Annotated in this window: 10 protein-coding genes; 4 read left to right on the top strand and 6 right to left on the bottom strand. The window is 60.5% G+C overall.

The features are described 5' to 3' along the window. Nucleotides 1-88: 88 nt before the first annotated feature. The 3 genes from AC1RTO_RS10310 to AC1RTO_RS10300 all read right to left on the bottom strand — a co-directional run bounded on the left by AC1RTO_RS10310 (nucleotide 89) and on the right by AC1RTO_RS10300 (nucleotide 2297). Complete coding sequence (locus AC1RTO_RS10310; RefSeq protein ID WP_493160778.1) at nucleotides 89-412, bottom strand: SDR family oxidoreductase; 324 nt, start codon at nucleotides 410-412, stop codon at nucleotides 89-91. Nucleotides 413-747: 335 nt separating this feature from the next. Then, nucleotides 748-1326, bottom strand: coding sequence for a hypothetical protein (locus AC1RTO_RS10305; RefSeq protein WP_493160777.1), 579 nt, complete (start codon nucleotides 1324-1326; stop codon nucleotides 748-750). Next, the gene (locus AC1RTO_RS10300) at nucleotides 1323-2297 is read right to left on the bottom strand and encodes a hypothetical protein (RefSeq protein ID WP_493160776.1); all 975 of its coding nucleotides are present in this window, start codon (nucleotides 2295-2297) and stop codon (nucleotides 1323-1325) included. The genes AC1RTO_RS10305 and AC1RTO_RS10300 overlap by 4 nt, the downstream gene beginning before the upstream one ends. A gap of 455 nt (nucleotides 2298-2752) precedes the next feature. On the opposite strand from AC1RTO_RS10300, the gene AC1RTO_RS10295 reads away from it, so the two are divergent. From AC1RTO_RS10295 to AC1RTO_RS10285, 3 genes are read left to right on the top strand one after another with little or no spacing between them, the layout of a single operon-like run. Then, on the top strand, nucleotides 2753-5284 hold the full coding sequence (locus AC1RTO_RS10295; RefSeq protein ID WP_493160775.1) for a sensor histidine kinase: 2532 nt from the start codon (nucleotides 2753-2755) through the stop codon (nucleotides 5282-5284). Beyond that, nucleotides 5281-6393: a hypothetical protein gene (locus AC1RTO_RS10290; RefSeq protein WP_493160774.1), complete on the top strand. Its 1113-nt coding sequence runs from the start codon at nucleotides 5281-5283 to the stop codon at nucleotides 6391-6393. The genes AC1RTO_RS10295 and AC1RTO_RS10290 overlap by 4 nt, the downstream gene beginning before the upstream one ends. 7 nt (nucleotides 6394-6400) lie before the next feature. Beyond that, complete coding sequence (locus AC1RTO_RS10285; protein WP_493160773.1) at nucleotides 6401-7075, top strand: hypothetical protein; 675 nt, start codon at nucleotides 6401-6403, stop codon at nucleotides 7073-7075. On the opposite strand, the gene AC1RTO_RS10280 is transcribed toward AC1RTO_RS10285, so the two are convergent. The 3 genes from AC1RTO_RS10280 to AC1RTO_RS10270 form a co-directional block, all read right to left on the bottom strand. Further along, nucleotides 7026-8930: an N-6 DNA methylase gene (locus AC1RTO_RS10280; RefSeq protein WP_493160772.1), complete on the bottom strand. Its 1905-nt coding sequence runs from the start codon at nucleotides 8928-8930 to the stop codon at nucleotides 7026-7028. The two genes, AC1RTO_RS10285 and AC1RTO_RS10280, sit on opposite strands and share 50 nt — an antisense overlap. 99 nt (nucleotides 8931-9029) lie before the next feature. Next, nucleotides 9030-9890: an NYN domain-containing protein gene (locus AC1RTO_RS10275; protein WP_493160771.1), complete on the bottom strand. Its 861-nt coding sequence runs from the start codon at nucleotides 9888-9890 to the stop codon at nucleotides 9030-9032. Nucleotides 9891-10849: 959 nt separating this feature from the next. After that, on the bottom strand, nucleotides 10850-11134 hold the full coding sequence (locus AC1RTO_RS10270) for a DUF6894 family protein (RefSeq protein WP_493160770.1): 285 nt from the start codon (nucleotides 11132-11134) through the stop codon (nucleotides 10850-10852). 657 nt (nucleotides 11135-11791) lie between these two features. Here AC1RTO_RS10270 and AC1RTO_RS10265 point away from each other — a divergent pair. Then, the gene (locus AC1RTO_RS10265) at nucleotides 11792-12160 is read left to right on the top strand and encodes a winged helix DNA-binding protein (RefSeq protein ID WP_493160769.1); all 369 of its coding nucleotides are present in this window, start codon (nucleotides 11792-11794) and stop codon (nucleotides 12158-12160) included. Nucleotides 12161-12220: the final 60 nt, after the last annotated feature.

Genomic DNA, 12220 nt, shown 5'->3' with positions numbered 1-12220 from the left:
TTCCCCGCCGCCCAACTTCGGTCGCTCGTTCAGGAGGGCAAAACATGCTCCACTCAGCGATGCCGGGCGGATCGGCCGATCTCTTTGCCTACTGGAGACCGACAACGCTGATCGCGCGGTGCAGCCAATCCGCGGCGTTGGGTGCCGCCCGTTCATCTGGATACACCTGTCGCATGCCTCCATCGAGGCAAAGTTCAGTACCGAAGATAAAGCTGCCTTCGTCGCTGAGGCGGAAGACGGCAGCGGCAGCAACCTCGTAGGCGCGTGCCATGCGCCCGAGCGGAATGGGCTCGATGAACATCTGCCGCATCTCCTCAGATACCGCAGCCGTCATGTCGGTATAGGTCGGTCCCGGCGCGACGACATTGACGCGGATGTCGCGGCGCGAGCTCGGCCGCCCGGCTGCGCGCATACCCGATCAACAATCTCGATACGATCGATCGTATGACTACTCGCTACGCCTGCCGCTGGTTTAATAATCTCGTCTGACATCACGGCCCCGCTTGAACAGCCGCCATCAACCGGTTGATCGCTCCGCCTACAAGGCGACCTTCGGACCACACGTACGCTCAGCTAAACTTAACGCAGCTTAAAGCCGACACTCTACGGCGCGATCCCAACTTCTTCACGCATAGGTGGCGACACGATGGCTCGGACTCTGAAGAGATGCGCGTCAACGTTTTCAAGCCTCGACGGCAGACTTGGCCGCCATTTGACCGCAAAGGCACTTGAAGTCATGCGTCTTCACTAGCTCGAAATCGTGGTCCCATACCTCGCCGGAGTGTTGTAGCTAGCGAGCTCGTGGTCTGCATCGACTTCGGCCTGCCGATCTCGCGATCGAGCTTCGTCCTCCGCAATTTCAATCGTAAGATTGAGAAGACTCTCAATGCCCGCGATGAACGCGAAGAACCGCAGGATCAGGAAGACGATCAGAAACGTCACGAGTGCGAGGTAGGCGGAGCTTAGATAAAACGCGATCCGCGGACCGTGTTGAATAGGCGGCACCGGAAATCTCCAGCCGGCGATCTTCCCCGCAATGAGCACTACACATGCCGAAAGGGCGTAGAAAAGCAATCCCCCGAACATCCTAATCTGTCGCCGGATGGCGCCCCCCAGGTCCTTTATCTTCTTGATCGAGAAGCTGCCCCCGCGGAGGGCCGTAGCGGCGAGCACCATCGCCGGGACAAAGGCCGCCATGAGGAAACCGAGGACCGTCACGATCTCAGAAACCGACGAACTGTAGAAGTCGGCGGGCATGGATGCGGCCGCGACTACGCCCACGCCTAGGGCGGTCCACGTCTCCCAGCCTGCTAGGGCCTTGCTCATTCGATCAGCCCGGCGTTTCGGTAGGACCGCGCCGCCTCCGAAAGGGCTCTCCACGCGGCCTTTCGGTCCAGTATGTTACCTCTACGCTCGACATCGACCTGTCCGCTCAGATGCTCGTAGACTCCCCGGTTGCGGCGCACGCCATCGCCGATGAGCACCAGGTCGTCCTCAGGCACGTTTCGCAGAAGCGAGATCGCATCATCCCCGGTGATCCTGAGCGTTGACCTGCCGGCCTTCAGCGAAACGGTTAAGTTCATCTCGAGTGAGCTGCCATTGTCGCGCAGGAGCCGCTCAAGCACCGCCGTATCGAAATGCGCGGCCTTGAGAATGCTCAGCACGTCTGTGGCCGGTTCACTATCAAGCGAGCCAGAGAAGCTAGCCGCGCTCCTGCCTAGATCGAGCTCGTCAGCTCTAACTGGGCCTGGCTTGAGCCGGATCATCCTCACGTTCGGCATTTGATCGAGCTCGTCGGTCAGAAAGACCCTAGGGATGAGCTGAATGCGGGCGTTGCTCTGGGAAAGCCCAGTCTGCGTGACGATCAGCCATCGGAGGTATCGCTCCATAATCGAGTTGGACAAATCCTGTTCGATGACGATGACGTGGTCGGCCCTGAGCAAGAAGAAGCTCATCCCCCGCAACACCTCGGCATCATTGGGCTTGACCAATTCCCTCACCTCAAGCTCGTCGCGCGACGCTGAACTTTGCATCAAGAGGGGTATGTTCGTCTCCGGGTCGAAGCGCACGAGCTCGCCGTAAACATCGCCGTTCGCGGCTCTAAACCGTCCATTCAGGATGACGCTTCCGAAGTCCGGATCAGTGTACGTTCGTAACTGGACATCAGCGTCCAGCTGAACGCCGTCTACCTCATGGCTCAGTGCCGCAGAGACGGCCTCCGCGAGCGAAGCAACAATGCAGGGAGCCGAGCCTCGATGGTAGTGGCGATAATGAACCCGTACTCGCTTCGAAGGCATTTCGATCGTCTCCCCCCGCTACAATGAGCGCAGCAGGGGCGCGTCGTCTAGCCGCTTGGTTCAGATGGTATCCCACAGAACCGTGGAGCGATCGGCATTGACGGGTAAACAGCTGTCACCCAACGTTCGGCGTCGCTGACCGGACCGCGAGCAAGATCAGTTCAGCTCGAGCGCGGCATCTGGTTGCCGCACGCTCGAAACTTGGGCCTGATGTCACGTGGCCGATTGCTGCATCGTCGCGGGTGCAGACTAACTGGAGGGACCGCGAACGTGGTTGGACGTATCAGCTGAACTTTAACGACCTAGGCAGGGTCACCTCATCAATCGCCACGGCGAAAAGAAGCCCAGGAACTGGTCACGCCATCGATTTGGCCCCGTGTTTGGTCATGTCGAGCGGTTCCGAGGAACAGTGAGCGGATAGACAAATGGTACCGCCGTCCGCCAGGATGTCGCCTATGAGCGAAGCGAACGAACAATCCTTGATGGGCACGGTGTTCCGAGTCGACGGCACTTGGTACATTCGCCTCCTCGGTGAGGGCGGTACGCTCCTGCCGTTGCAAGCCGATAGCGAGGTGCAAGCCCAGCTCCGAGTCGGTTCTTTGATTACGATTACCGACGGCTATGTGTCGCGCGACCAAAGCGGTCGCGCGCAGGCTTGCTTTGCGAAGGCGGCCACCATCACCGGCGAAGGCGAAACGCCCAATTCGCCCGACGATCGCGATGATGCGCCGTCATGGGTCAGGGAGGTCAGCGAGGAGCTCAAGAAGGACAACCCCGACTGGCGCCTGATCGAGGCAGCCAGCCGTGCCGCGGTCGATAACGATCCCGACGCTATTCGCTTCTCAGTCGATGCGGCGCATATCCAGCGGCTGGGCGAGCAACTTGTCAGCAAGCAGGAGACAGCGCTCTCCGAGCTCATTAAGAACGCCTATGATGCCGACGCCACTGAAGTGACGCTGAGCTTCACGCGCCATGCGCAGATTGGTGGCACGCTCAGAATCGCAGACAACGGCACTGGAATGACCGAGGCAATCATTCGCTCGTCCTGGATGCGCATCTCGACCAACCTCAAAGAGGACGAACCCCGCTCGCCTGTCTTCGGACGGACCCGCGCCGGTCGCAAGGGTATCGGGCGGTTCTCGGTGCAAAGGCTCGGGCAGCGTCTGGATTTCACATCCAAGCCTGCCGGCCAGCCGGTTGGCTACCGGGTCCGCTTCAATTGGGACGAGGCGTTTCGACCGGGCGTGTCCCTGTCCGATGTCTTCAGCCGCATTGAGCGCTTTGACAAGGATCCGGACGATCAAGGCACGACGCTCGAGATCGTCGACCTGCGTGACGCTTGGTCCCAAGCCGCGATTGAGCGGGTCTGGAAGGCAGTCGTGCTGCTGCAAACCCCTTTCCCGCTAGCCACAATCGCCCGTGCCGCGCCCGATCAGCTCGAGCATGCGATCTCCGATCCAGGATTTCACGTCGTCATTAACGACGTGACACAGGCGATGCAGACTGAATTGTTCTCGATCGAGCGCTCGTTTCTCGACAAGGCGACGGCAACGATCGAAGCGGGGGTCGATGCGAATGGCGTCGGGTTTGTCCGCGTCAGATCGGCGAAGCTGGATATCGATGAGCGTGAGGAGAGCTTAACGCACTACTTAGCAACGGGCGCGTTCAGCCTCGAAAGTCGCTACTTCATCTTTGAAACCTCACTGTTAGGTGGAATGTCGCAGGCGGCCGCTGCCGGAATGGGACGTGAGTTCGGCGGTGTCCGCATCTACCGTAATGGCTTTCGTGTGCAGCCCTACGGCGAGGCGAGCGACGACTGGCTGAGGCTTGCGTACGACACGAGCCGGCGCAACCTGCTTGTTCCCGCCAACAACCTCAACTTCTTCGGCCACGTCGCACTTTCCTCGGACGCGAACCCGCTGCTGGAAGAGACGAGTAGTCGCGAAGGCCTGATCGAGAACGAGGCGTTCGAGGAACTGCGCCACTTCACCCGTTGGGCGCTGGAATGGGCGGCATTGCGGGTGGCGGCAAATCGGCAGCGTAAACAGCGCGCGGGTGAGAAGGGTTTTACCTCCACACGGGTGCGTCCCTCAGTCTTGGTTGAGCAAATGCTCCGCCGGCACGGCGCGACCGATGACAGCACCGGCTTGGCTAATGAAGAGACGCGCGGCGAGGATCTGCACCAGTTGGCGCAGGCAGTGCGCGACTATGAGGCCGACGTGGAAGCTAAGATCGCTGCGTCGCTCGAATATGAGGAGATGCTCCGTATTCTTGCCTCGCTAGGCCTCTCGATCAGCGTGTTCGGTCATGAGGTGAAGGGCGCGGAGAGTGCGATCCAGGCTGATCTCCTGCTTCTCGACGATTTCATCAGTGAGTTGCCCGGCGATCGGCTCAAGCGCGATCTCCAGGCACAACATGCCGATCTGCAGCGAACTGCCGGTCGCCTGTTCGACATCGGTGGCTATATCGGCGCGCTGATGTCGCGTACCGAAAGTCGCGAGCTACGCGATCTGTCGGTGAAAGGCGCGATCGATCGGTTCACCCGTCAGTTCGCCAGCTACATGGCCAAGCAACGCGTTACCTTTGATGTCGATGTGCAACCGGTGGAGATGCGCACGGCGCCGATGCACGCGGCCGAACTCGACTCCGTGCTCCTCAACTTCCTGACCAATTCGATCAAGTCGATGAAGCGCGCCCGGGTCGACGAGCGCCGTGTTCGCATCGAGGCCCGTCGCCAGGGGCGGCATGTTGCGGTGGCTTTCGAGGACAATGGCACCGGCATTCCCGATGAGCTGCACGAGCGGATCTTCGACCCCTTCTTCACCACGACGATGGGCGAGGATGACGGCGTCGCCGGACCCGGCACGGGGCTCGGCCTCAAGATCGTGTCCGACATCGCGGAAAGCTACGGCGGCGATGTGTCAGTCGGTCTCGCAAGCGATGGATATACCTGCAGAATAGAGTTCAGCGTGAAGGCAGCCGAATGAACGACACCGCAATGGCTGAGAAGGGCATCTTCATCGATGATGAGGACAAGCAGTTCGCCATTCACCTTAGTACCCGCGGCGTCCTGGAGTTTGAGTACCATGCAGTGGTGCCAATCACCGATCAGGCGCTCGCGATCAGACAGTCGATGCCGACCGTCGTCGCGCTGGACTTTCGTCTTGATGAAGTGACCCCCAATATCGCTGCGGGTCACACGTTCAAGGGCAGTAGCCTCGCGCAGCTGCTGCGCGACGAAGCGTTAGCCGATCCGGCGCAGGATTTCGGAATAGTACTCGTCAGCAACGACTACAAGCTTGAGGCCTATTATGCGCCGGACCGGACCGCGCACGATCTTTTCGATCTCGTCTTCGCCAAGGAGACGGTGACCGCGGATCGACCGCGCATCCGCCAGGAGCTCTGCGCGCTTAGCAACGGCTACCTGCTCCTCCGCGGCCTCGCGAAGGCCTACGACCCCGTCATGCTGCTCAACGCATCCGAGGCGGAGCATGACCGCGTTAGGGTCCAGGATATCATGACCGTGCTTGGCAGTGCATCGGCACCACACATCGCGGCCAAGTTCGTGTTACATGCGATCATCAAGCGTCCCGGGCTTTTGGTCGACGATCATGACGCGGCCGCGCTACTTGGGCTTGATCGCACAAGTTTCGATGCCCTCGTTCCGATGCTGCTGGAGGCCGGGCTAGGCTATACCGGCGTGTTCGGCGATGGGTGGCGACGGTGGTGGGCGAGCCGCATCGAGGATTGGGGCGAAGGCATGTTGGGTAGCCCGCTGCTGGACCTGACGGCGAAGCAGCGCGCCGAGGCTTTGTCTGCCGGCGTCAATCCGACGCTTGCTCCCGCGCGCTCGCCTTGGAACGACTCACCGGACGAATTTGTGAGCTTCGCTTGCTGCTGCTGCCGACGTCCCACCGAGTTGCGCCATTCGCTGGCGATTTTCGAAGCGCGGGCACCTCGCTTTGCCACGCGGCGGCGCGTCTGCTGGGATTGTATTCAGACCGACCGATACCTGAACGATGGTCATCCTTGGCAGATCGACGAGAGTGACGTGTCGCTCGTGCCGGGTATCATTATGCGTGACCGGAAAGCCTGAACCCGCCATGGCCTATCTGAAGGCGGAAGAAGCGGGCCATGCGCTTCGGGTGATCGCCGAGAAGCTTCTTGAAGCGAACATCCTGACCGCCGAGGGTGCGGCAGCTCTTAGGGACGAGTCGTTTCGGCTGACCAAGCTCAAGAAAGGGACGAGCTGGACGACGCGGATTGCTCGCGAACGCGCGATCATCTTCGAGCGGGTCCAGGACAAGGATGGCGCAGACGTCACCATCACGCTGTCCGCTGAGTGCATCAGTGTCGACCAGGCGATTGCCAGCACTCCGCCGTTTGCCAGCCTCGACGTCGCGATCTTCATCACGGACGCTGAGGGCGCACCGGTATGCCGGTGGCATCTCGATCGCGCCAACACGGGTCAGCAAGGCCCGCTGTTTCACCTGCAGATGGGCGGGCATCTACCCGGTTACCGCGACCGCGAGCTGCCGATCGCCGAGCCGCGCTGGTGTCACCCTCCGCTCGAACTCGGGCTCCTGTGCGAAGTCATCTCGGCAAACTTCTTTGCGGCCAAATGGACGCGGTCAGTACGGGAGGATCCGGCCTGGTGCAGCGCCATCCGCAGCCTGCAGAAGCTCTGCTTCACCGACTATGCTGCCCGGCTCTCGCAATCACTCGGAGTTAGTGATTCGACAGCGCTGACCCGGATGTGGAACGGCCGTTGGGCGTGATCCGGCGGTCGGGGCGTCGACGCGCCCGCATCGCTTCCAGCGTTGCGCCGAGCAGGTCTCGCTGATCGCGCGTGAGGACGACGCCGGACCAGCGCCACAGCGCGACATCTGCGATGGCGCGCACGCCCTCGTTATCGCCTTCGCGTGAGCGAGCGTCCGCCTGACAGTAGACCCGTTCGAGATCAGTCGGATCGACATTGTCGGGCATCATCAGACGAATTCGGTCAGCGTCTCTGGGTTCGTGCTTGAGAACGCCTGAGCCGTAGCGGCGACCACATAGTTCCGCCGAAATCTGGCTAAAAGTCGTTAGCATCGACAAGGCAGCGAGGCGTTGCTGCCAGATTGGCACATCGTCTTTGAAGAAGACTCTGTGGATCGTGTTGGTACAGTTTATATCGGCGGTGTTCAGGACTAGGCGGGGACCGTCGTGATGCATGACTGGGAAGAAGGCGTGCGGTACTTTGCCGTCACTTATCGCGGACCAGACCGGGCGCTTGCGAAACGTACTGACCGCATTGCGGCGATCGGCAGGATATGTGTCAAGATAGGTCTGCATCGCGACGCTGGTCATTGCTCCGCTCGACTGAATGAGGAATGATCTCCCCCCCGTTCGATCGTGATAGTCCAGATCGTCGATCGTAAGGCTGATGCCCGCCGCAGCGCGAAATTTCGACAAGATGCGGGCGCAATCGTCATCGACGAGATTTGCGCTCGTAATGGCAGCACGATCGAGCACAAAAAAGGCGTTGTCGCCTGTCACCAGGCCAATCTGGACCTTGGCGATCGCGCCAAGGGTATCCGTACAGGGTTGGACGCAAAGGCCGTCGAACAACGTCTGCGCTTCGTCGGTCAGGCTGAGCATGGCGGGTACGACACCGCCGGTTCGACCAACCCAGCTATGGGCGGCCCACTGCGCGATCAGCGTCTCGAGTTCACCCAAGGTACCGGCTTCACCCACTTCTAATCCGTCACCGATGGGTGGCTGTCCGTGACCTTCGGCTAGGAGGATGACGGTCTCCTCGTCCGCCCCCTCGGTCAGGAACAAGCGCTCATGGATAACGAAGGCGACGGAGCGCGCGAACTCGCGTCCGAGGTAGGCACGGATCGGCGCGGCATAATCCGCCTGCAGGAAGGCACCGGGCAGCACCCATGCCATGCGGCCGCCCGGCCGCAACAGGTTGACCGCGTGTGACATGAAATAGGCCCAGAGGCTGGCGCGGCCCTTAACGCCGGCAACACCTTGGGTCCGCTTCCAAAGTTCGCGAACCCGGGCCTTTCCGATCCGGTGGTGGGGGATATAGGGGGGGTTTGCCAGCACCACTGAGAACTGCCGGGGCCAAGCGTCTATGGCATCGCAGTCGAGAAAGTCGCGTTCGACGAAACCGCCTGTGTCGGCTGTGGCCCCGAAGACGTCGGTCAAATACTCAAAAGCGACCGGATCGATGTCGCAGCCGTAAATCTGACGAACAGGATCGGCGCAACCGAGACGGGCAAGCGTGGTGCGTGCAGTTGCCAGGAAACCGCAACCACCGAAGCTCGGCTCCAGCACGGTGTCATCGGGAGCTCGGATGGCCCAATCGCTCAGCATTTGGCTGAGACGCTCGGGCGTGTAATAGGCGCCAAGAATTCGGCGCTCTGCCAGAGCGCGGCTCTCGGCGCGGCCTTGATCCTTCGCGAATCCCGCGACCGGCATCGATCCGCAAGATGCATTCACAGAACGGAAATCGGGCGCTGCATCAATAGTCCCTATCGGATCAGGCGGGTTGAGGAAATCGGAAGACGGTTCTGCCGGATCATGCATGTCCCAGCGCTTGCGCCGGTGGCGTGCGATGAGCGTTGTTGGATAGGCTTGCAATGCTATTGGACGGTATGGTCGACCACGCCGGCCTCGGTGCCTGCAGCGAGCGACCAAGTTCAAACCGCCAAATCGACGTTGTCCTCGCGACACAGGAGACTAGAGGGCCGCCCCGGCAAAGGCCGGCAGAGCCTTGATAGCCGCCACGAACTGCGCACGCGCGCCGCGTTTCTCTTCCTGAACGAGGTCGCGACCCAGCGCATCGCGTGAGCGTGCCAGCATAGGGCGATCTAGTTCGGGCGGCAAGCCTTGGCGTGTCTGCCAAAAATTGCGCAGGTCGTTTAGGTCGTCGGTCGTCAGAGCCGCCAGCATCTCGGCGATAACCGCTCCGATCGCATCGGCCGGCTGACCGGCGCCAGCTCCAGCCCCCGCTTCATCCGGCTTCGGCGGCTGGACCGGCCGGGCCGGAACCGCGCGAGCCGCTGCCATCGAGAGATATGTCGCCACAGCGGCACCGTCCCACGACGTATTTGTATCCGCTTCCTGTCGCAGCAGCGGCGACTGCGATCCACGTGCCGGATGCATGCCGAGCAAATGGATGCTGACGCCGTAGCTTTGCGCAATCTGTACCCCGATGCGTACGTCCTCGTCACCGGAGACGAGCAGCGCATCGGTAATCGAGCGGTTGCGGGCGAGCTCTATCAGGTCGGTGACGATCAGCGAGTCAACGCCCTTCTGCTCGCCGCGGCCATTCAGAACACCCAGCCGGAGCTTCAACCGATCGAGAGTGGCTAGACTGCTGTGTTGTGCGCTCATACCGGTGTGGAGCGGCGCATCGTACCAATAGATGCGCAGCAGTCGCGCACCTTCACTCTTCTCGTGAATTAGCGTCTGCAAGGCGGCGAAGACTGCTGCTTCGTTAAGCCGCAGCACAGAGCGCGATTGTTTGCTACCGGTTAGCGCCACCGAGCCTTGAGCGAACAGATACCCCGCATCAACGAATATCGCGCTGTAGCTCATGATAGCACCCGGCAGATGTAGTAAGGGGCCCCCGCAGGAGCCCCTCGTAGGTTGCAACTCGACTATAGGTAGGGTCAAGCTGCGAAACACCACGTAGGCGGCAGCGCACGGATTGTCAATCCGGACCGCGATCACGGCGCTACGATCGAGGTCGGATCGCAGCGGCCGCCTGTGCACGCCCGTAAGCGGTAGGTGGCGTACCACGCCGTGTGCAGCGCTGATCAGATAAGCAACGGGATCGATGGCTGTAAACTGTCGATATCGTCGTGCAGCGGCAGCAATATGCAACGCCGGAATGCCACCTTGGCTGCTTACCAAGGTTGTTGAATAAGGGCTTACTGGCTCAGCCCCGTCGATCTCCGATGTAACGCGCTCAACCCATGTCACCACCTTCTTCGGCGTGATCTCAGCTGACAGTCGGCGATGCGGGTAGCGCTTTCAATGGTGACATAGTTGTCGTAGTGACAGCGCGGCTGGACCGATCGCGCGACGGTATCGTCCTTTAAGCTAAATGAGCGGCCGAAGTCGCTGACCACCGCCCGAATGCGGCCAGTCCGCTCCCCCACCATCGACTGGCGTTAGCCACCTGCCCTCCGCCTGAACTAAGGTCCGCGGTCTCGCGGCAGTCACCCGAAAGCAGACTGGCCACTTTCCACCACCGACAGGCGTTTGAGGCCCGTGCCCGGCCACATGAACCAATGGCAGCTTTCGCTCGGGGCTTCTCGAAAGCGGCCAGTCCGCAATCCACCATTTTGTTATTTACGCTCATAATATTTATGGGATTTCACTTTATATCTTAGCTGTTGAACCCATCGCCAGCCTCGATAAGGCACTTGTTGACAACGAGGACGTAGGTAAGCGGCGCTCGAAAACTGATCGTGGCCATGACCACCATAAACAGCGGATGCCCGGGGTGAGTGGCTCTACCACGGTAAAAGACTAGGACAATGCAAGTAAGCTTACGGCAGAATGATGTTTTTCACCGGTGAGACAACACTTTCCTCCAGTCCACGACTGGCCGGCGTCGATTGCCCATCCAGGTGGATCTCCCACATGATCAGACCAGACTCGTCGGTTACCGTCACGCTCCATGGGCGGGAACCCCAGAACATCTCGGGCGCATCCTGCATCATCTGCCCGCAAGTCTTGATCGCGGCCTTCCTCGCTTCGGCGTAGGTTGGAAAGTCACTACCTTCGATGTCCGTGTGCCGCGCATCGGTCTGCGTGTGGAAAAAGAAGCGCACTGAATGCTCCGCCGGGTTGAGCTTATTGCTAGGTCGCGCTTCAACCCTGTTCCGACGATTATGATCCAGCTGAAGATGGCGCCTGGATCCTAAGGGTGAGAGTGGCCGCAAGAACCTCACGAGGCGTCATTGCATCGGGCGAGGGTGAACTGCTCCAATCCGCTTTTTACAGAAACGTGATCATCGTCTTCGGGTAGATCGGCGCAACTAGTCGTTTGGGTCGCAGGTGACCATGGCGAAACTCGATCCGTCAGGCATGACGCGCCGGAAGCCTGCGATGGCGAATCCCGGCTGCTGCGGCACCGCGAGCCACATTTCTCCTCTGACGAGTTTGCCCTCACCGCCCTGATATGTGTCCGGTGCCTATTCGCAGAATTTCGTGAGCGACACGAGACGCCGCTGCTCCGGCTCGGCGGCGAACGCGCGCCACGACGGCAGCTCAAGGTTATGGACATTCCCGGGTTGCGCCGGGTGGCAGTCGGCATCACCACCTCAGATTGACAGCACGCCGGCGTTCTCGTCCGTATGATGGACGCCTTGCTCTTCGGAAATCAGCCCGCCTATATCCTTGCCTGGCCGGACCACGGCCGTCGCCCAGCCGCAGAGATAACAACTCCTTGATTGCGGCAATCAAATTATGTCCGCATACGACTGAACATGTCATCTTCGTCAGCGATCAAGGCCGAGATCGGCCTGGCAAAACGCCTTTATGAACATCGGCGCGCGCGCGACAACCATTTTGCATATCTCAAGTTTAACGAGCCCAGCTGGGACATGTTGCTGTTTTTGTTCATCAACCAGTTTCGCCCGGTCACTGTGGGGGAGCTTTGCGATGCCGGCAATGTGCCTCGTACAACGAGTCTTCGGTACGCTGCACAGCTTAGCGAAAACGGACTGATATCCAAAGTGGCATCCGCTGACGACGCGCGCATTCAGTATGTCAGACTGTCAGACAGGGCAGTGACCGCCATGCGGTCCTATCTTAAAGAATCCGTGATGGGCGCCGACCCGGTCAACCGTTCGTGATGCCGGGAGTTCGTCCCATTCCTCTGGCAGGTTCGTTCACTGCGCCGCCAGCAACAATAT

This window comes from Sphingomonas sp. GW821-FHT10F09 (assembly GCF_058809195.1).
Note: the sequence above shows the minus strand (reverse complement) of the source record. Positions and strands in the feature narration are given on the sequence as shown.

Coding starts and splice junctions, on each gene's coding strand:
- AC1RTO_RS10310 (WP_493160778.1), bottom strand. CDS start 412: ATGCGCGCAGCCGGGCGGCCGAGCTCGCGCCGCGACATCCGCGTCAAT.
- AC1RTO_RS10275 (WP_493160771.1), bottom strand. CDS start 9,890: ATGAGCTACAGCGCGATATTCGTTGATGCGGGGTATCTGTTCGCTCAA.
- AC1RTO_RS10300 (WP_493160776.1), bottom strand. CDS start 2,297: ATGCCTTCGAAGCGAGTACGGGTTCATTATCGCCACTACCATCGAGGC.
- AC1RTO_RS10265 (WP_493160769.1), top strand. CDS start 11,792: ATGTCATCTTCGTCAGCGATCAAGGCCGAGATCGGCCTGGCAAAACGC.
- AC1RTO_RS10285 (WP_493160773.1), top strand. CDS start 6,401: ATGGCCTATCTGAAGGCGGAAGAAGCGGGCCATGCGCTTCGGGTGATC.
- AC1RTO_RS10295 (WP_493160775.1), top strand. CDS start 2,753: ATGAGCGAAGCGAACGAACAATCCTTGATGGGCACGGTGTTCCGAGTC.
- AC1RTO_RS10305 (WP_493160777.1), bottom strand. CDS start 1,326: ATGAGCAAGGCCCTAGCAGGCTGGGAGACGTGGACCGCCCTAGGCGTG.
- AC1RTO_RS10290 (WP_493160774.1), top strand. CDS start 5,281: ATGAACGACACCGCAATGGCTGAGAAGGGCATCTTCATCGATGATGAG.